The organism is Nonomuraea mangrovi, assembly GCF_042681425.1.
Classification (GTDB): Bacteria; Actinomycetota; Actinomycetes; order Streptosporangiales; family Streptosporangiaceae; genus Nonomuraea; species Nonomuraea mangrovi.
Window position 1 is genome coordinate 18,855 of the sequence record NZ_JBHUFV010000056.1, and the last position, 18,537, is coordinate 37,391.

Genomic DNA, 18,537 nt, shown 5'->3' on the forward strand with positions numbered 1-18,537 from the left:
ATTCTGGGCCATACTGACGGATGTGATGCCCCTTAAGACCCGTTTTCTCACTCTGTTGACCGGTGGAACGCTCCTGGTCACCGCCGCCGCCTGCGGGTCAGGCGCCGCCGAGACCTCGCCCGCCGCCGTGAAGCCCGGCGAAAAGGCTAAAGTCATGGCCGCCTTCTATCCGCTGCAGTGGCTGACCGAGCAGATCGCAGGCTCCGACGTCACCGTCGAGACGCTGACCGCGCCGGGGGTCGAGCCGCACGACCTGGAGCTGACGCCCCAGCAGGTCGCCGACGTCGGTGGGGCCACGCTGACCGCCTACATCAAGGGCCTGCAGCCCGCGGTGGACGAGGCGGTCGAGCAGAACGCGGGCGACAAGGGGTTCGACGCGGCCGGCGCCGTACCGACGCTGCCCGCGGTGGAGGCGGCGGCCGAAGAGGCGGAGGGGCACGAGCACGAGGTCGCCTACGACCCGCACCTGTGGCTCGACCCGAGCAGGTTCGCGGGGGTGGCCACCAAGCTGGGTGAGCGGCTCGCCGCGATCGACCCCGCGCACGCGCAGGCCTTCAAGGACCGCGCCGCCAAGACCGCCGCCGCGCTCACCGCGCTCGACCAGGAGTTCGCCAAGGGGCTGGGCACCTGCTCCACCAGGTCGATCGTGACCGCGCACGAGGCGTTCGGCTACCTGGCGGACCGCTACAAGCTCAAGCAGGTCGGCATCACGATGGACCCCGAGGCCGAGCCGTCGCCCGCCCGCATCGCGGAGGTCTCCAAGGTCGCCAAGGCCGAGAACGTCACTACCATCTTCACTGAGGCCCTCGTCAGCCCCAAGGTCGCCGAGGTCCTCGCCAATGAGGTGGGGGCGAAGACCGCGGTGCTCGACCCCATGGAGAGCCGCCCGTCCGGCGGCGACTACCTGTCGGCCATGCGCCAGAACCTCTCCACCCTGCGAACCGCACTGGGATGCACAGCGTGACAGCAGTATTCGACATGACCGGCGGCCAGGTGACCCTGGACCGCCGGTCCGTGCTTCGCGGCGTGGATCTGACCGTCTGCTCCGGCGAGGTCGTCGCCATCATGGGAGCCAACGGATCGGGCAAGTCCACCCTGGTCAGGGCCATGCTCGGCCTCACCCCCCTGTCGGGGGGCCAGACCCTCCTGTACGGCAGGCCGCCCGCGAGGTTCCGCGAGTGGTGGCGCGTCGGCTACGTGCCCCAGCGGCTCCAGGTCGGCGGCGGCGTGCCCGCCACCGTCCGTGAGGTCGTCGCGTCGGGCAGGATCGCGCGCCAGCGTCGCCTGCGCCCGACCACGGCCGCCGACCGCAGGGCCGTCGAGACCGCGTTGGAGTACGTCGCCCTCGCCGACAGGGCGGGCGACTCGGTCCAGAACCTGTCCGGCGGCCAGCAGCAGCGCGTGCTCATCGCCCGCGCCCTCGCCGGCGAGCCCGACGTGTACGTCATGGACGAGCCCAACGCGGGTGTCGACGCCGGCAGCCAGCGCCTGCTCGCCGACACCCTCACCACGCTGGTGGCAGGAGGAAAGACGATCGTGCTCGTCATGCACGAGCTGGGCCCGCTCGAGCCGCTCATCACCAGGGGCGTCGTCGTCCGCGACGGCGTGATCGCCCACGACGGGGTGCCGCCGCGGCCCGAGGGCGACTGCGCCAAGCCGGGGCACGAGCACGTCCACCCCCACGCCGAGGAGCCCGTCGGGGGACCGCTGGCCGGTTGGAGGGCGGAGGCGTGATCGAGCTGCTCCAGCTTCCCTTCATGCAGCGGGCGGTGATCGCCGCGCTGCTGGTGGGGCTCTGCGCGCCGCTCGTCGGCACCTTCATCGTGCAGCGCCGCCTCGCCCTGCTCGGCGACGGCATCGGCCACGTGGCGCTGACCGGCGTGGCGCTCGGCTTCCTCACGGGGACCGCGCCCGTGCTGACCGCCGTGCTGGTGTCGGTCGTCGGGGCCGTGGCCATCGAACTGGTACGGGCTCGCGGCCGTACCAGCGGCGACGTCGCGCTGGCGCTGCTGTTCTACGGCGGCATCGCGGGCGGCGTGATGCTGATCTCGATCGCGCCCGGCGGCAGCAACTCCAAGCTGACCTCGTACCTGTTCGGCGCGATCGCCAGCGTGACCCGCGAGGACCTGTGGGTCATCGGAGCGCTGGCCGTCGCCGTGATCGCGGTCGTGGCGGTCTTCGGCAGGGAGCTGTTCGTGCTCTGCCAGGACGAGGAGGTGGCCAAGGCCAGCGGGCTGCCGGTGCGGTTCCTGAGCCTGCTCATCGCCGTCACCGCCGCGCTCACCGTCGTGATCGCCATGCGCGTGGTGGGGCTGCTGCTGGTCAGCGCGCTCATGGTGATCCCTGTGGCCACCAGCCAGCAGTTCACCAGAGGCTTCAGGGCCACCATGCTGCTGTCGATGGTCTTCGGCGTCGTCGCGGCCGTGGGAGGGCTGCTGAGCTCCACCTTCTCCGCCAAGGTGCCGCCGGGCGCCGCCATCGTGCTTCTCGCTCTCGCCGGCTTCGTGCTGGCCCTCGGGGTCGGTAGATTCGTACGGCGAGGCCGAACCCAGGAGAGCAACCCATGACCACACGTCGCGATGCCGTGCACGACACCCTTCGCAGGAGCGACGGTTTCCGCAGCGCGCAGGACGTCTACGCCGAGATGCGCTCCGACGGCGCCAAGATCGGCCTGACCACGGTCTACCGGGCACTTCAGGCGCTGGCCGACGGCGGCAAGGTCGACGTGCTGCGCACCGACGACGGGGAGTCGGTCTACCGGGCCTGCGCCAGCGGCGACCACCACCATCACCTGGTGTGCCGCCACTGCGGCCGTACGGTCGAGGTGGCCGGGCCCGACGTCGAGCGCTGGGCCGAGGCGGTCGGCGCCGATCACGGGTTCACCGAGGTCACTCACACCGTCGAGGTCTTCGGCACCTGCGCCTCCTGCTCGGCCGCCGTACGCGCTTCCTGAATCCCGCGCGGTCGGAGCGGGCGCGAACGGGTATGTGAACCTGTGGAAGGCCCCTTGCACGCCGTGCGGGAGATACGCTGTGCCCCCACGCTGGAGTAGGCCACGACAGGAGCTGACATGCCGTTCGGCCATGACATGGTGTATTCGCTCGCCACCGTCGTCGAGCTGGTGAACACCTCACCGGCGACCGGAGGCGACGAAGGCCTCAGCGACCTCGACGACCTCGCCGAGTTCGTCAGGGCGCGCCAGGTCAGTGGCATCCAGACCCTCACCCAACGCGACCTGGGGCAGGTCAGGATGCTGCGCGAGGACCTTCACCGGGTCTTCACCGCGCCCGACCAGGCCGGCGCGCTTCGGCTGGTCAACGCGCTGCTCGCCGACACCCGCATCACGCCGCGCCTGACCGAGCACGACGGTCACCCGATCCACATGCACTACTTCGCGCCCGACGCCTCGCTGGCCGAGCACCTGGCCGCCGACTGCGGGATCGCGCTCGCCCACCTGCTGGTCGAGGACGAGTGGGAGCGGCTGCGGACCTGCTCGGCGCCCGACTGCGACCACGTCTTCGTCGACGAGTCGCGCAACAGATCGCGGGTCTACTGCGACAGCCGTACGTGCGGCAACCGCATGCATGTCGCCGCATACCGGGCGCGGCGCCGGGCATGATGGTCCGGTGACAACCGACGAGGTCCGGGACGAGGTCTCGCTGACCAATCTCGACCAGCCGCTGTTCGACGACGCGGGCGTGACGAAGCGGGACCTGGTCGACTATCTCGACGCCATGCACGACCGCATGCTGCCCGTGCTGCGGGAGAGACCCCTGTCGGTGGTCAGGGTCCGTGCGGGTCAGGCGCCGTTCATGCAGAAGAACGTGCCCTCCTACGCGCCGCCGTGGATCCGTACGGTCACGCTGTGGGCGGAGACGTCGCGGCGGGAGGTCTCCTACGCGCTGTGCGACGACCGCAGGACCCTGCTGTGGTTCGCCAACCAGCGCGCGGTGGAGTACCACCCGACGCTGGTGCGGGCGGCCGACTGGGAGCACCCCACCCACCTCGTGCTCGACCTCGACCCACCGGCCGGCGACGACTTCCCCATCGTGGTGCGCGCCGCCGGGCTGATCCGCCGGGCGCTGGACGACGCCGGCCTGGCCGGGGCGGTCAAGACCAGCGGCGCGAAGGGGCTGCACGTCTTCGTCCCGCTCGAGAAGGGCGTGGCGATGGCGGACGCCGCCGCCGCCACCCGGGCCCTCGCCGCGCGGGCCGAGCGTCTCGACCCCGCCATCGCCACCACGGCCTTCATCAGGGAGGACCGCGAGGGCAAGGTGTTCCTCGACTCGACCAGGGCGGGCGGGGCGACGGTCGTGGCCGCCTACAGCCCCCGCGTCCGGCCCGGCGCGACCGTGTCATTCCCCGTGGCGTGGGAGGACCTCGATCGGGTCACGCCCGCCGACTTCACCATCCGCACCGCCGCCGAGCTGGCAGGCGACGGCGACCCGTGGGCCGAGCTCATGCCCGAGCCTCAGCGGCTGCCCGCCGACCTCGTCGAGGAAGGGCACACCATCCCCGTCGCCAGGGTGCAGGCCATGCACGAGGGCAAGCGCAGGGCCCGAGCCCGCCGGGGCTGAGCCTTCGCCTCAGCCTGCCGGCGGCGCGGCCACCTGGTTGGGGACCGCTCCGCCGTACCGCCTGTCGCGCTTGGCGAAGATCTCGCACGCCTCCCACAGGTCCCTGCGGTCGAAGTCGGGCCAGAGCCTGTTGAGGAAGACCATCTCGGCGTAGGCCGACTGCCACAGCAGGAAGTTGGAGAAGCGCTGCTCACCGGACGAGCGGACGAACAGGTCGACCTCGGGGATGTCGGGCTCGTCGAGGTAGCGGGCGAACACCTTCTCGTTCACCTTGCCAGGCTTGACCCGGCCCGCGGCGATGTCGTGCGCGAGCTTGACCGCGGCGTCGACGATCTCGGCCTGCCCGCCGTAGTTGACGCAGAACTGCAGGGTGAGCGTGCGGTTGTTCCTGGTCATCTCCTCGGCGTCCTGCAGCTCGGAGATGACGCTCTTCCACAGCCGGCCCGGCCGGCCCGCCCAGCGCACCCGCACGCCCATCGCGTTCAGCTCGTCACGGCGGCGGCGGATCACGTCACGGTTGAAGCCCATGAGGAAGCGGACCTCGTCGGGCGACCGCTTCCAGTTCTCCGTGGAGAAGGCGTAGGCGCTCAGGTACGGGATGCCCAGCTCCAGCGCGCCCTCGATGACGTCGAACAGCGACGCCTCGCCCGCCTTGTGCCCCTCCGTCCTCGGCAGGCCGCGCTGCTTGGCCCACCGGCCGTTGCCGTCCATGACGATCGCGACGTGCTTCGGCACCAGGTCCCTGGGGATGGGCGGCGGCACCGCGCCCGAAGGGTGCGGGGCGGGAGGACGGACGTTCACCGTGCTGGTTCCCTTTCTACGTGGCGGAGAGAGCGGATGCCGTGTTCGAGGTGCCACTGCAGGTAGGCGGCGACCAGCCCGCTGCACTCCGCGCGGTGGCGCGTCTCGGAGACGTCCGCCGCGGCCCAGTCGCCGCGCAGCAGCGCCGTCATCAGGGCGAGGGTTTCTCCGGCCGGTACGGCGGCGCCCGCGGGACGACACGCCCCGCACACCGCGCCGCCCGCCACAATGGCGAACGCCCGCACCGTCTCGGCCCTGCACCTGGCGCACTCCTGCAGCGCGGGCGCGTAACCGGCGACCGCGAGCGAGCGCAGGAAGTAGGCGTCGAGCACCAGCCTGGGCTCGTGGCTGCCGTCGGCCAGCGTGCGCAGCCCGCCCACCAGCAGCAGGAACTGCCTGAGCGCTGGCTCCTTCTCGCCCTGGGTGAGGCGGTCGGCGGTCTCCAGCATCGCGCTGCCCGCCGTGTAGCGGGGGTAGTCGTGGGCCAGCGCCTCGCCGTACGGGTGAATGGTCTCCGCCTGCGTGATCACGTCCAGTGTGCGACCCACGTGCAGTTGAAGATCGACATGTGTGAAAGGCTCCAGGCGCGCGCCGAACCTGGAGGTGGTGCGGCGCACGCCCTTGGCGACGCCGCGCACCTTGCCCGTGCGCTTGGTGAGGAGAGTCACGATCCTGTCCGCCTCACCCAGCTTCTGGGTTCGCAGGACGACGCCCTCGTCACGGTAGAGACTCACCGCTCCAGTCTAGGGTGACCTTCGGGTGGACCGGCTTTGCCCAAGTCTCACTAGACTTTGACGCCTGCCCCTGGTTTACCTGTTGTTCGACCCCCCGCAACTGCCTCGAAAGGGTGACATGACCCGCGTGGTCCTGCTGGGCTCTTCGCCCGGCCCTGACACCGCTCCGACCGGCCTCAGGCTGGCCGCTCTACCCGGCCCCCCCTCCGTCGGCGAGCGACTGCGCGACCAGGCGCTCTCGCTCGACCCGCAGCCGGCTCTGATCGAGCGCACCGATCTCGCCACCGCCCTGCGCGCCCTCGCCGAGGTCGCCGAGTCGGCGCAGGAGAACATCCTCTTCCTGCCGACCAACTCGGTCATCCACGACGAGTTGATCTACCAGATCACCAAGGCCAAGCGCGGCGCCATCGCTCTCGTGGCCAAGGAGCCGCGCGAGGAGGACGAGAACGGCGAGCGGATCGCCTACGACGTCCCCATCGAGGAGGCCCAGCCCGAGATCGGCGGCAACAGTCTCGAAGGGCTGATGGTCCGCACCCGCGTCGGCAAGTCGCGCGTCATCTCGGTCGGCACCGCCCACCACGCCGTCACCAGGCCCAACGCCGTCCTGCTCGGCCCGCTGCACCTCAACGCGCGCCACGCGCCCGTGCTGGCCGAGACCTGCCGCGAGCTCGCCGACCTGGCCCACCTGTTCAGCCCCGAGGACGACCTGGTCCAGCTGATCGTCTTCGGCCTGGTCCGCAAGGGCGTCTCCGTCGGCATCCGCGGCCGCCGCGACCTGTTCTTCCGCCGCATCACCACCCAGGCGGAGGCCAACGAGGCCGCCACCGAGATGCACGGCATGGACGAGGACCGCGCCAGGCTCAACAACGCGGTCAAGGGCGCCGACGGCTTCTTCACCACCTATTTCGTCAGCACCTACTCCCGTTTCATCGCCCGCTGGGCGGCGCGACGCGGGTTGACGCCCAACCAGGTCACCCTGATCTCCATCTTCCTCGGCGTGGCCGCGGCGGCCTGTTTCGCCACCGGCCAGCGGCTCGGCATGGTGGCCGGCGGCGTGCTGATCTACTTCGCGTTCGTCTTCGACTGCGTCGACGGGCAGGTCGCCCGCTACGCCCGCAAGTTCGGCGTGCTCGGCGCGTGGCTCGACGCGACGTTCGACCGGTTCAAGGAGTACGTCGTCTTCGCCGGACTGGCCGTCGGCTACGTGGTCGCCGGCCACAGCGAGGACATCTGGATCCTTGCGCTGGCCGCGCTCTCCCTGCAGTCGGTCAAGCACCTGCTCGACTTCTCCTTCGGCGCGGCCAACCGGCGCAAGCCGCCGTCCCCGCTGCCCACCACGCCGCTGACCGCTCCCGACGACAGCGGCCTGCGCAAGGCGCTGGAGCGGCGCAAGGTCGAGCGCAGCACCGGCATCCGCGGCGTGCTCAAGATGTGGACCAAGGCGGGCAGGTTCCGCTTCGTCTACTGGGCGCGCAAGATGGTCGTGTTCCCCATCGGCGAGCGGTTCGCGGCCATCGCGATCACCGCCGCCCTCTTCGACGCCCGGGTCACCTTCATCACCCTGCTGATCTGGGGAAGCGTCGCCGCCGCCTACACCGTCACAGGACGCGTCATGAGGTCACTCGCATGATCACTCAGCCGCAGGCCAGCACCACCGCCGCTCCCGACCCCGACGAGGAACGGCGGCGCATCCAGACCGCCAGGCTGCTCGCCTACCGCGACGACGGCCCGCTGGTCCACACCCTCGCCCCGCGCCTCGGCAAGGGCTTCCCCCCGGTCCCGACGCTGCTGATCGCGCTCCTCGCGACCATCGCCGTGGCCGTCACCGGCTTGTCGCCGCTGATCGCCGTCGGCGTCATGATCGTGCTCGTGCTCCCCACCGGAGCCCGCGACCACCTCGGCCGCCTCGACTGGCTGGTGCCGCCGCTGCTGCGCGGCACCGAGTTCATCGCGATCATCCTGATCGGCCTGACCTTCGACGCGCCCAAGTGGCTGCTGTTCGTGCTGCTGTACGTCGTCGGCTACCACACCTACGACACCGTCTACCGCACCAGGCAGAGCATCTGGCCGCCCACCTGGGTGTTCATGGCCGGCCTCGGCTGGGAGGTCCGCCTGCTGATCATCGCGGCGGGCGCGGCGCTGGGCGTCCTCACCCCCGTCCTGTACGTGCTGACCGCGTACCTGCTCGTGCTGTTCGCGGTGGAGAGCGTGACCAGCTGGGTCCGGCTCGACAAGGCCTCGGCGCAGGCGAGCGCGGACGCCGAGCAGGACTTGGAGGCTTCGCCCGAGGAGGCGCTGGAGCAGGCGACCGGCGAGGCGGAGAAGGCCTGACCGCCGCCTACGCGACAAGCTGACGGGGGAGCTCCGGCTCCCCCGTCAGCTTTTTGTGCGATGACCTTCGGTTGCGGGGTGAGGCCCGCGGGCTTCGGGGTGAGGCCCTCCGGTCTCCGGTCTCCGGTCGAAGCTTTCAGGGTGAGGCCCGTCGGCCGGGACCCGGCTCCGGAGGAAGCCCTCGGGACGGGGAGCCGGGTGTCACGGACGGGTGGTGTCGGCCGCTTTGCGGGCCAGCAGGTGGGCCTGGGGGAAGCCCCGCCGTTCGTCCTGCTCCGCGGCGATGACCAGCCGGGCCACCTCCACGATCCCGCTCTCGCGCAGCAGGTCGGTGACGCGGTCGGGTGACCACCGGTAGGCGAGTGACACGGTGTGGTCGAACGCCTCGGCCAGTTCCGAGGGCACGTCGTGGGCCTGGAAGCTGAGCAGCAGATGTCCGCCGGGGGTGAGCACCCGGTGGAACTCGGCGAACACCTCCGGCAGCCGCTCCGGCGGGGTGTGGATGATCGAGTACCGGGCGAGGATGCCGCCCAGGGTGCCGTCGGGCAGGTCGAGAGCGGACATCGAACCCTCCGCGAACCGCAGGTCCGGATACGCCTGGCGGGCCAGCCCGATCATCTCCGGCGACACGTCGACGCCGAAGGCGGTCAGCCCGAGAGCGTGCAGGTGGGCCGTCACGTGCCCGGGGCCGCAGCCGAGATCGGCGACCGGTCCCGCGCCGGAGTCCTGGACGAGTTCGGCGAACACGCCGAGCATCGAACGGTCCAGCGGGTCGCGCTCGAGCTGGCCGCTGACGAACTCGGCGTACTGGACGGCCATCGAGTCGTAGGCCGAGCGGGTGGTGTGCAGGAAGTCCGGTCCGATCATGGCTGGGGATCGTAGTCCACCCGTCCAGGCGGCGCGCCCCAGGGCCTGCGGGGCGACGACGCCGCCGGCCACGGCACGCCGTGCCTGTCGCACCCAGGGCTCGGCGTTCGACATGGCTCCTCCTGCGGAGGTGGTGGGTGGGCGGAGAAGATGATCAGTCGTCGAGCGTCTGGTAGGCGGTGGTCCAGAAGTCACGGTGCAGGCGCGGGGTGTCGAGGGAGTCCATCGCCGCCTGGGTGAGCAGGATGCCGACGAGCCCCTCGGCCGGGTCGGCGTACGCGGTGGTGCCCAGCCCGCCGTCCCAGCCGAACTGGCCCACGGATGCCAGGTCGCGGCGATGGGTGCGGACGGCCATGCCGAAGCCGTAACCGCCGTGCCTGCCGAAGTGGTCGCCGAACGCGTCCTTCTCCACCTTCTGCTCCGGAGTGAGGTGGTCCATGGTCATCAGCTCGACCGAGGCCCTGGACAGCACGCGCCCCCCTCTGTGGGCCCCCTTGTTGAGCAGCATCCGGTAGAAGGCGTGGTAGTCGTCGACCGTGGAGACCAGCCCGTCGCCGCCGGCTTCGAAGGCCGGGGGCCTGCTGTACTTGCCGCCTTCGGCTTCGTCCCACACCGTCAGCTCGCCGGTCTCGGGGTTGTGCGCGTAGCTGGTGGGCAGGCGGTGGATCTTGTCGGCGGGGACGTGGAAGCCGGTGTCGGTCATGCCGAGCGGGTCGAGCAGCCGCTCGCGCAGGAACGTCTCGAACGACTGGCCCGCGACCCTGGGGATCAGGACGCTGAGGACGTCGGAGCCGGTGTGGTACTGCCACAGCGAGCCCGGCTGGTGCATGAGCGGCAGGCTGCCGAGCCGGGCGATCCATTCGTCGGGCCCGGCGGCGGGGGTGCTGCCGTCCAGGCCGAGTTCGCGCATGGCGACCTGGATGGGGTGGGTGTCCGGCGGGGCCAGGACCGCGCCGAAGCCGAAGGTGAAGGTGAGCAGGTCGCGCACGGTGATCGGCCGGTGGGCGGGGACCGTGTCGTCGAGGGGGGCGTCGATCCGGGTCAGCACCCGCCGGTCGGCCAGCTCGGGCAGCCAGGTGTCGACCGGGTCGTCCAGGCGGAGCCGGCACTCCTCAACGAGGATCATGACCGCGGCGGCGGTGAGGGGCTTGCTGAGCGAGGCCATCCGGAAGATGGTGTCGCGCCGCATCGGGGCGTCGTGGCCGGTGTGCATGGCGCCGATGGCCTCGACGTGCGTCTCGTCGCCGCGGCCGACCAGCGCGACCAGTCCCGGGATCGCGCCGGAGTCCACGTGGCCGGCGAGGACGTCGCGCATCCGGCGCAGCCCCGCCTGTGACAGACCCGCGGCACGCCTCTCCTCCCAGCGGCCCTGAGTCTCCCAGGCACCCTTCGTGTCCCAGGTGCCCTGCATGCTCCAGTTCGCGGACTTCGTCATGATTCTTCCTTTTCCAATTTGTTGCACACGTCGTTCTCGTATGCGAACACTGTACGCACGGAGATGGTCGTGCGCAACCATGCACGATGTACGCGGATGGACACCGGCGGCACGAGCGCCCGGGATTCTCGACGCGACCGGACACCGGTGAAGCCGCACGAGTCTCGATGTCGCCAGACAAGCCAGAAGATTTCCCGCTATGGACGCTGGATGACCGATTAGTGTGGGGATCTAGGGACACTCGGGCCGGAGACCGTTCCGGCAGAGCCGGGAGACGCGGATGGCGTTCTTGTCACGCCTGTTCAAGCGGGGGTCGGGCGATCCGCTCTCCGAACGTGATCACGAGCGGGAAGAGGCTCACCAGCAGGGCGTGAAAGACGCCCGCGAGCAGCCGTTACGCCACTTCACCGACGCTGAGTGCCAGCCCGCCTTCCTCTTCGAGATCAGGTCGCGGGCGCGGGAGCGGATCGCGCGGGTCGACCAAGGGGTGGCGGCTCGCCGTACGGACCTCTTACGGGAGGTCGGCCTGGCGCGGGAGACGGTGTTCAGGGAGACGGGGCGGGCGGATCTCCATCCCGGGGTGACACCGAACGGCGGGGCCGCGGAATCGGGGCGGGCGGCCGGTCGAGGTTCCGAGGGCGGCCGACACGACCCTCATGGCGACCATCCGGGGACCGGCCGCGCCCGGCCCGGCGAGGAGGATCCGTTCATCTCCATCGCCGAGGCCAGGCGGCGGCGGGCCGAGCGGGCGCGGCGCGAGGCGCTGCGGGAGGCGTCCGATCGGATCCACGGGGCGAGGTCGCGGATCGAGCAGCTGGCGCGGGAGTGGGACGGCATGCTCGTGGAACGCAACCACGAGGTGGAGGCGATCCACGCGTGGGCGCAGCAGGTGATCGCGGCCTACCGGCGTGGGGTGATGGGGGCGCATCCGCGGCGGGAGGAGATTCCGTCGCTGTGGAAGGGCGAGGTCGTGGCGATGGACTCCGTGGGGGACGGGGTCACCGCGATCTCCTCCAGGGAGGAGATCGGGGGGCTCCTGGAGGAGGTCGAGCACCGGATCGAGATCTGGCACAGCGAGGTCAGGGGGGTGGGCGAGCTTCCTCGCGGCCGGAGGTGGCGGGAGCTTCCAGCGGGAACTTCGGCCGACCTCCCGCGAGAGGAGCGACGGCGGGCGGACGGGAGCCCGCATGAGGACGACGTCCCGCGGGACGAGGGATCGCGGGAGGACGGCGGCTCGCAAGACGAGCGACCGCAGGAGGGCGGGAGCGTGCACGAGGGCGGGAGCCCGGACGAGGACAGGAGCCCGGACGAGGACGGGCGGGCACACGAGGAAGGGCGGGGCTCCCGCGACGGTTCGACGGGTCGGACTGGGGATGCGAACAGCGTGGGCGAGGCGCGGGGAGAACGATGAGGCGGGGGCGGTGGGTGGCGGGGCTGGTGACCGTCGGGCTGGTCGGTGCCGGAGTGGCGGGGTGCGGGACGGAGGCGAGGGCGGTCTGCGGGGTCATCGTGGACTCCACCAGCTACGCCGACCCGGCGGCCAGCCGTACCGATGTGACCTCCAAGTTGCCGGCCTTCGTGGACGGGTGTGACTGGGTCGGGTTCGCCGCGGTCACGGGCTCGTCGGAGAGCAGCACGTGCCGCGAGGACCCGGTCGCGGTGGCGGCGTCGGCGAGGGAGAACCCGAACGACAACCCGGTCGTGGAGGAGCGGATCCGCAAGCACAGGCTGACGCAGGTGCTGCCTCGCGCGGCCGAGCTGTTCGACTGCCCGGCCGAGGGTGAGGGGTCGGATGTGCTCGGGTCCTTCCGTTACGTCGTGAAGCAGATGGGCGCCCGGCGGCAGCCTGACGTGACGCACCGGATCATCGTGTTCAGCGACCTGATCAACAACAGGGGCGATCTGAACGTCAACAAGCTGGATCTGGGCGATGCGGCGAGGAAGCAGAAGATCAAGGAGCTCAGGGACGCGCGGCTGCTGCCGGATCTGACCGGGTACGAGGTGGCCGTCCATGGGTTCCTGCGCAAGAAGGGCTCGGATCCGGACCGCTTCCCGCTGCTGGAGAGCTTCTGGAGGGAGGCGCTAGAGTCGGCGGGAGCCGTCTCGGTGGATCTGCTCTAGCTCCCCGGTACGGCGGTGGCAGGCCGCCGTACCGGGGAGGTCGGGTTCACCAGCCGATGCCGATGGTCAGGCGGGTCGGCGGGTTGGCGTTGGGGAGGATCTTGACGCTGCTCTGGTCGTTGATGTCGTCGTAGGCGAAGCCGTAGGCGCGTCCCTGGAGCCCCACGGTGTGGAAGAAGCCGGCGTAGTCGTTCCTGGCGACACCCGCAGGGTAATAGCCCGAGGCGGTGCCCCACCAGGCCGCGGGGTTCATCGCGACGCCCCTGTTGAACGCGGCGCAGAACTCCGCGCCCAGCTCGAGTTCGACCGTGCTCATCCCGGCGGAGGCCAGCGCCCCCGAGCACTCCACCACGTCCTTGGTGGTGGGCTTGTTCAGGAAGTACGGCCCCGCCCCGTTCCTGGTGAATTGCAGGCGCCCGCCGGAGACCCGGCCGGTGAAGGTGACGCCGAGGCGGTTGAGCGTGAACTGGTTGGCGGTGTAGTGGTTCCACACCTGGTCGATGACGGGCTTGAGGTACTCGGACTGGCGGAACAGCGGTGAGGAGCGCGGTGCGACGATCCGGTGGTCGTTGACGAGGGGGCGGAACGGCGAGCCGACCGCGGCGGTGTAGCGGGAGCGGACCTGGTCGCGGGTGAGGGTGATGCCGACGGTCTCGTCGTATCCGATGGCGCTCTGCTGGAGCCTGGCGGTCATGGGGAAGCCGAACATGTCGACCTGCGTGGTGTTGCCGCCGAACGGGATGGCGTCGTGCGCGTAGGTGAACTCGTACCAGTCGAAGTGGACGTCCTGGTTGGGGTCGGAGGGGTTGGCCAGGTCGGGGCCGCCCCAGCCGCGGTTGTCGGGCGAGATGGGGATGTACATCGGCGAGCCGAGCGAGACGTACATCCTGGCGCCCTCGATGCGGCTGGGGATGGTGACGGTCGGCGCCTGGGCCAGAGTGAAGGACATGTCGGCGTAGTTGCGGCCGTTCTTGGTCAGGTGCCCTGGCGCGTTCTCCTCGGACTGATCGATGTGGGCGAGAGTGCCGTCGGACCTCAGGTAGTGCCACTCCCCCGGGGTCGGCATGCCGAGGATCATGATGTGGATCTGGCTGTCGGACCATCTGCCGGCGGTGTTGTTGGTGAAGGTGACGGGGAACGTGCCGGGGCCTGTGCCGCCGGAGCCGTTGTGCGTGTAGGTGAAGCGCGGCGTTTCGTAGAGGGGGCCGCCCTTCTCGTAGGTGAACCAGTACTCGACGCGGGTTCCCGACGACAGGTCGCCGACGGTCTTCTCCCAGGTGCCGCCCCGGTCGGTCATGCGGACGTTCTGCTGGGGAACCCCGCTGACCAGATAGTGGACGTCGACGAGCGAGGCGGGCGTGGTCGGCTTGAACCAGATCACGGCCGAGGCGGCCTCCGAGGGGGTGACTCCCTGGGTGTGGTCGGCGGCCGACGGGGCCGAAAGCGCGCCCACGAACGCGATGATCGATACGAGCAGGCGTAACGGCATGGCTCTCCTCTCAGGACCGTCCCGAGAGCGCTCTCTCACAGCATTCACACCCGTGTGCGCGGCTGTCAATATGGCATTGACATGACGGAAAAGCCATGTTCACATCAACCACAGAGAGCGCTCTCCCACATCCGCCCCCGCCCCGCTCGGAGAACCGCCATGCCATCGACATACCTCAGACGCCTGGTCGCGACCGTGGTCGCGCTCTTAGGCGCGGGAGCCCTCGTCGCCGCCGTGCCGCCGACCCCCACCGGCTGGAGCCTGGTGTGGGCCGACGACTTCAACGGCACTTCGGGATCTCTGCCGTCGTCGAGCAACTGGATCGTCGACACCGGTCACGCCTACCCGGGAGGACCGGGCAACTGGGGCACCGGCGAGATCCAGAACTACACCGCCGACCCCGCGAACGTCAGCCTCGACGGCTCGGGCAACCTGCGGATCACTCCGATCGGCAGCGGGCAGAACTGGACCTCGGCGCGCATCGAGACCCGCCGCGCCGACTTCAAGCCCGCCGACGGGCGCATCCTGCGCATCGAGGGCAGGATCCAGATGCCCAACGTGACGGGCGACGCGGCGCTCGGCTACTGGCCCGCCTTCTGGGCGCTGGGCTCGCCGTACAGGGGGAACTACTGGAACTGGCCGGGCATCGGCGAGTTCGACATCATGGAGAACGTCAACGGGATCAACGCGGTCTGGGCCGTACTGCACTGCGGCGTCAACCCCGGCGGCCCGTGCAACGAGACCACAGGGCTCGGCGCCAACAGGGCGTGTCCCGGCTCGACCTGCCAGTCGGCCTTCCACACCTACCGCTTCGAGTGGGATCGCAGCGTCTCGCCCAACCAGCTGCGCTGGTACGTCGACGGGCAGCAGTTCCACAGCATCAGCCAGGCCCAGTTCGACGCGGGCACGTGGAACAACATGACCGGCCACGCCGGCTACTTCCTGCTGCTCAACGTGGCCATGGGCGGAGCCTTCCCCAACGCGCTCGCCGGGCCGACGCCGACCGCGGCGACCGTGTCGGGCAGGCCGATGGTCGTCGACTACGTGGCCGTCTGGCAGAGCGGCGGCGGCACCCAGCCCACCGACCCGCCGACCGACCCGCCGGGCGGCGTCGACGCCCGCTCGACCATCCAGGCCGAGCGCTACCAGGCCCAGTCGGGCACCATGGTCGAGACGACGACCGACACCGGCGGCGGCCAGAACGTCGGCGCCATCGCCAACGGCGACTGGCTGCGCTTCGACGGCGTGAACTTCGGCGGCACGCCCGCGCGGCAGTTCGTCGCCAGAGTCGCCTCGGGCGCGGCGGGCGGGGTGAGCGGCCTGGTCCAGGTACGGCTGGACAGCCCGACGGCGGCGCCGATCGGCGACTTCGCGATCGCCGGCACCGGCGGCTGGCAGAGCTGGCGGACCGTCCCCGCCAACATCGCGCCGACGACCGGCACGCACACGGTCTATCTGACCTTCAGCAGCGGCCAGCCCGCGGACTACGTCAACCTCAACTGGTTCACGTTCGCGACCTAGCCGCGCGGCGCCGGGCCAGGATGCGCTCGGCCCAGCTGGCCGCCTCCGGGTCGCGCAGACCCTCGACCACCCCGCCGAGGTAGGCGGTGGCCAGGCTCTCGAAGCCGTTGTCCACCTGACGTACCCTGCCGGCGCGGCGGCGGTCGGCGGCCTGGAGGTGCTGGCCGATGCTCTCGGCGTAGCCGGCGTCGCGCTGATAGTCGGACTGGGCCTGCGCGCACGCGCGCTGCTCGTGGTCGCGCTTGGCACGCAGCTCGCGCAGCCTCCTGTCGTTGGGGTTGTGCATGCGCCTGCCGAGGTCGGCGGCGATCAGTGCGGTGGCCACGAGCAGGGCGAGCAGCAGGATCATCGTGGGCACCTGGCTCACGCCCTCGGAGGTGGGGCCGATGTCCTGGCCGTCCACGACGAGCGGCCTGACGAGGGCGTCCCTGCGCAGCACGGCCACGGCGACGATCAGCCCCGCCCAGACCAGGGCGACCGCGACCAGCAGCCACCTGCCGCGGGCGGGGCTGCCGTTCTCCTGCCAGGTGCGTAACGCCCTGCCGTACATGTGGGGCGCCACCAGCATGATCAGGGCGGCGCCGGTGGCGATCAACGCGGTCATCTCCACGCTGTCGCCCCACGCCAGGATGACCTGGTACAGGATGGGCACCTCGACGATCACCAGCAGCAGGAGCAGCACGGCGGCGGGCAGCCAGCGGCGGATCGCGGGCCAGCGGCTGCCCGACAGGGCGATCGAGCTCGGCCTGCCGTCGCCCGGCCGCCTGCTCGGCTGCTCCAGCTCGGTGACGCGCTGCTGGGTGTCGTCGAGGGTACGGCGGGTCTCGGCGAAGCGGCGCTGCGACTCGGCTAACTTGATCTTCTGCGACTCGAACGCGGCCCTGTCGTGCTGGACCTCGCGCTCGGTGGCGTCCTCGATCCTGCTCAGCTCGGCCAGCCGCTCGTCCTCGAGCTCGTGGAAGCGGGGGACGCTGCCGGTCTCCAGCGTGAGGGTGTCGAGGTGGCCCCCTTCGGCATGGGCCCTGCCGAGCTCGCGTTCCTGCCCCCGGCGGGCGGCCCAGTCGGGCAGGTGGTAGAGATCGCCGTCGTAGGCCACGGCGGGCGCGATGCGCGTGACCTCTCCTTGCTCGGCAGGCTGGTCCTTGAAGCGCATCAGGCCTCCTACGCGGTCCGCGTCCTTCGATGCTAAACGCTGATGTCGCGCCCATGGCGGACGTGTTCGCTGGTGTCACGGCGCGGCCTCGCCTCGCGCGGTGCCGAACCGCTCGCCGTACAGGACAGGCTGTATACAGGGGTCGTGGAACTGGATCGGTTGGATCGGGACATCATCGGGGCGCTGGTCGACGATGCCCGAGCGACATATGCACAAATCGGACAGCGCATCGGTCTGTCGGCGTCGGCGGTGAAGCGCCGCGTCGACCGGCTGCGGGACGCCGGAGCGATCACCGGCTTCAGCGCCCGCATCGCCCCTCAGGCGCTCGGCTGGACCACCGAGGCCTACGTCGAGCTGTTCTGCCAGGGCAAGACCTCGCCCGCCGCGATCGGCCTGGCCATCGCCCGGCATCCCGAGGTGGTCTCCGCCTGCACGATCACCGGCGAGGCGGACGCGCTGCTGCACATCAGGGCCACCGACGTGCGCCACGTGGAGCGGGTGATCGAGCGGATCGCGGCCGAACCGTTCGTCGTCCGTACCAAGAGCTCGATCGTGCTGTCCCGGCTGGTGGACGAGGCGCAACGAATCGGTGCCGCAGCGCCCCAAGACGCAACAGACCCACCCCAACACGCAATATCGGGCGCTTGGCCTGCGTAAACACTGTTCCTAGGCTGCTGACGTCCCCCTCTGACGAGTTGGAGCCGCAGCATGCCCAAGCACTACCTGATGTGCCGTCCTGACTTCTTCGCGGTGGAGTACGCGATCAATCCGTGGATGGATCCCGATGCGGGCGCCGACCGCGAGGTGGCCGTCAGGCAATGGGAGGGGTTGAAGGCCGCCTACGAGGAGCTGGGCCACCAGGTCAGCCTGATCGACCCGATCGAGGGGCTGCCCGACATGGTCTTCGCCGCCAACGGCGCCCTCGTGGCGGGCGGCAGGGTCTACGGCGCGCGTTTCGCCTTCCCCGAGCGGGCCGCGGAGGGCCCCGCCTACCTGCGGTGGTTCTCCGAGCGCGGCTACCCGACCCACGAGCCCGTCCACGTCAACGAGGGCGAGGGCGACTTCCTCGCGATGGACGAGGTGATCCTGGCCGGCACCGGCTTTCGCACCTCGCGGGAGGCGCACAACGAGGCGCAGGAGTTCCTCGGCCGCCCCGTCGTCTCGCTCCAGCTGGTCGACCCGCGCTTCTACCACCTCGACACGGCGCTGTTCCCGCTGCACGGGCGGAATATCGCCTACTACCCCGGAGCGTTCTCCGAGGGGAGCCGGAGCGTCCTGCGCAGGATGTTCCCCGACGCCGTGATCGCGGGCGCCGACGACGCCGAGGTGCTCGGCCTGAACGCCGTCAGCGACGGCAGGAACATCGTGATCAATTCGGAGGCGCACGACCTCCAGCTCGATCTCAAGCGGCGCGGATACGAGGTCATCCCCGTCGAGCTCGGCGAGCTCCGCAAGGCAGGCGGGGGTCCCAAGTGCTGCACACTGGAAATCAGGGGGGAGAACTGACT

The 18,537-nt window shown here is 70.5% G+C and carries 19 protein-coding genes; 13 read left to right on the top strand and 6 right to left on the bottom strand.

What is annotated here, in order from left to right:
• Window positions 1-55 precede the first annotated feature (55 nt).
• From ACFSKW_RS37745 to ligD, 6 genes are all read left to right on the top strand, one after another.
• Complete coding sequence (locus tag ACFSKW_RS37745; RefSeq protein WP_379578213.1) at window positions 56-964, top strand: metal ABC transporter substrate-binding protein; 909 nt, start codon at window positions 56-58, stop codon at window positions 962-964.
• Window positions 952-1,734 carry a metal ABC transporter ATP-binding protein gene (locus ACFSKW_RS37750; RefSeq protein WP_379578215.1) on the top strand — a complete coding sequence of 261 codons (783 nt, stop codon included), beginning with the start codon at window positions 952-954 and terminating at the stop codon, window positions 1,732-1,734. Before ACFSKW_RS37745 ends, ACFSKW_RS37750 begins: the two co-directional genes overlap by 13 nt.
• Entirely contained in the window at window positions 1,731-2,567 is an 837-nt protein-coding gene (locus ACFSKW_RS37755) for a metal ABC transporter permease (RefSeq protein WP_379578217.1), read from the top strand. Before ACFSKW_RS37750 ends, ACFSKW_RS37755 begins: the two co-directional genes overlap by 4 nt.
• Complete coding sequence (locus ACFSKW_RS37760; protein WP_379578219.1) at window positions 2,564-2,953, top strand: Fur family transcriptional regulator; 390 nt, start codon at window positions 2,564-2,566, stop codon at window positions 2,951-2,953. The genes ACFSKW_RS37755 and ACFSKW_RS37760 overlap by 4 nt, the downstream gene beginning before the upstream one ends.
• A gap of 117 nt (window positions 2,954-3,070) precedes the next feature.
• Complete coding sequence (locus tag ACFSKW_RS37765) at window positions 3,071-3,619, top strand: CGNR zinc finger domain-containing protein (protein WP_379578221.1); 549 nt, start codon at window positions 3,071-3,073, stop codon at window positions 3,617-3,619.
• A gap of 7 nt (window positions 3,620-3,626) precedes the next feature.
• The gene (gene ligD / locus ACFSKW_RS37770; RefSeq protein ID WP_379578223.1) at window positions 3,627-4,577 is read left to right on the top strand and encodes a non-homologous end-joining DNA ligase; all 951 of its coding nucleotides are present in this window, start codon (window positions 3,627-3,629) and stop codon (window positions 4,575-4,577) included.
• 9 nt (window positions 4,578-4,586) lie between these two features.
• Here ligD and ACFSKW_RS37775 read toward each other — a convergent pair whose 3' ends face one another.
• Both ACFSKW_RS37775 and recO read right to left on the bottom strand, forming a co-directional pair.
• Window positions 4,587-5,378, bottom strand: a complete 792-nt coding sequence (locus ACFSKW_RS37775; protein WP_379578225.1) for an isoprenyl transferase — start codon at window positions 5,376-5,378, stop codon at window positions 4,587-4,589.
• The gene (gene recO, locus ACFSKW_RS37780) at window positions 5,375-6,112 is read right to left on the bottom strand and encodes a DNA repair protein RecO (RefSeq protein ID WP_379578227.1); all 738 of its coding nucleotides are present in this window, start codon (window positions 6,110-6,112) and stop codon (window positions 5,375-5,377) included. The genes ACFSKW_RS37775 and recO overlap by 4 nt, the downstream gene beginning before the upstream one ends.
• Window positions 6,113-6,230: 118 nt before the next feature.
• Between recO and ACFSKW_RS37785 the strand changes: the two genes are divergently transcribed.
• Together ACFSKW_RS37785 and ACFSKW_RS37790 are read left to right on the top strand one after the other, a co-directional pair.
• Window positions 6,231-7,742 carry a CDP-alcohol phosphatidyltransferase family protein gene (locus ACFSKW_RS37785; RefSeq protein WP_379578229.1) on the top strand — a complete coding sequence of 504 codons (1,512 nt, stop codon included), beginning with the start codon at window positions 6,231-6,233 and terminating at the stop codon, window positions 7,740-7,742.
• The gene (locus tag ACFSKW_RS37790) at window positions 7,739-8,443 is read left to right on the top strand and encodes a DUF5941 domain-containing protein (protein ID WP_379578231.1); all 705 of its coding nucleotides are present in this window, start codon (window positions 7,739-7,741) and stop codon (window positions 8,441-8,443) included. The genes ACFSKW_RS37785 and ACFSKW_RS37790 overlap by 4 nt, the downstream gene beginning before the upstream one ends.
• Window positions 8,444-8,644: 201 nt before the next feature.
• Here ACFSKW_RS37790 and ACFSKW_RS37795 read toward each other — a convergent pair whose 3' ends face one another.
• Together ACFSKW_RS37795 and ACFSKW_RS37800 are read right to left on the bottom strand one after the other, a co-directional pair.
• Window positions 8,645-9,310 (bottom strand): class I SAM-dependent methyltransferase, encoded by a 666-nt coding sequence (locus tag ACFSKW_RS37795; RefSeq protein WP_379578233.1) that lies wholly within the window; start codon window positions 9,308-9,310, stop codon window positions 8,645-8,647.
• A gap of 154 nt (window positions 9,311-9,464) precedes the next feature.
• Window positions 9,465-10,745, bottom strand: coding sequence for a serine hydrolase domain-containing protein (locus tag ACFSKW_RS37800; protein ID WP_379578235.1), 1,281 nt, complete (start codon window positions 10,743-10,745; stop codon window positions 9,465-9,467).
• Window positions 10,746-11,025: 280 nt separating this feature from the next.
• Here ACFSKW_RS37800 and ACFSKW_RS37805 point away from each other — a divergent pair, with 280 nt between their 5' ends.
• Together ACFSKW_RS37805 and ACFSKW_RS37810 are read left to right on the top strand one after the other, a co-directional pair.
• Window positions 11,026-12,156 (top strand): hypothetical protein, encoded by a 1,131-nt coding sequence (locus ACFSKW_RS37805; RefSeq protein WP_379578237.1) that lies wholly within the window; start codon window positions 11,026-11,028, stop codon window positions 12,154-12,156.
• A complete protein-coding gene (locus ACFSKW_RS37810; protein WP_379578239.1) occupies window positions 12,153-12,866 on the top strand; it encodes a hypothetical protein in 714 nt (237 codons plus the stop codon). The genes ACFSKW_RS37805 and ACFSKW_RS37810 overlap by 4 nt, the downstream gene beginning before the upstream one ends.
• A 46-nt stretch (window positions 12,867-12,912) precedes the next feature.
• On the opposite strand, the gene ACFSKW_RS37815 is transcribed toward ACFSKW_RS37810, so the two are convergent.
• The gene (locus tag ACFSKW_RS37815) at window positions 12,913-14,355 is read right to left on the bottom strand and encodes a glycoside hydrolase family 64 protein (RefSeq protein ID WP_379578241.1); all 1,443 of its coding nucleotides are present in this window, start codon (window positions 14,353-14,355) and stop codon (window positions 12,913-12,915) included.
• Between the two features lie 159 nt (window positions 14,356-14,514).
• Here ACFSKW_RS37815 and ACFSKW_RS37820 point away from each other — a divergent pair, with 159 nt between their 5' ends.
• On the top strand, window positions 14,515-15,876 hold the full coding sequence (locus tag ACFSKW_RS37820) for a glycoside hydrolase family 16 protein (RefSeq protein WP_379578243.1): 1,362 nt from the start codon (window positions 14,515-14,517) through the stop codon (window positions 15,874-15,876).
• On the opposite strand, the gene ACFSKW_RS37825 is transcribed toward ACFSKW_RS37820, so the two are convergent.
• Window positions 15,860-17,029: a hypothetical protein gene (locus tag ACFSKW_RS37825; protein ID WP_379578245.1), complete on the bottom strand. Its 1,170-nt coding sequence runs from the start codon at window positions 17,027-17,029 to the stop codon at window positions 15,860-15,862. The two genes, ACFSKW_RS37820 and ACFSKW_RS37825, sit on opposite strands and share 17 nt — an antisense overlap.
• Window positions 17,030-17,173: 144 nt before the next feature.
• Between ACFSKW_RS37825 and ACFSKW_RS37830 the strand changes: the two genes are divergently transcribed.
• Complete coding sequence (locus ACFSKW_RS37830) at window positions 17,174-17,686, top strand: Lrp/AsnC family transcriptional regulator (protein WP_358138444.1); 513 nt, start codon at window positions 17,174-17,176, stop codon at window positions 17,684-17,686.
• Between the two features lie 51 nt (window positions 17,687-17,737).
• Window positions 17,738-18,535, top strand: coding sequence for a dimethylargininase (gene ddaH, locus ACFSKW_RS37835; RefSeq protein ID WP_379578248.1), 798 nt, complete (start codon window positions 17,738-17,740; stop codon window positions 18,533-18,535).
• Window positions 18,536-18,537: the final 2 nt, after the last annotated feature.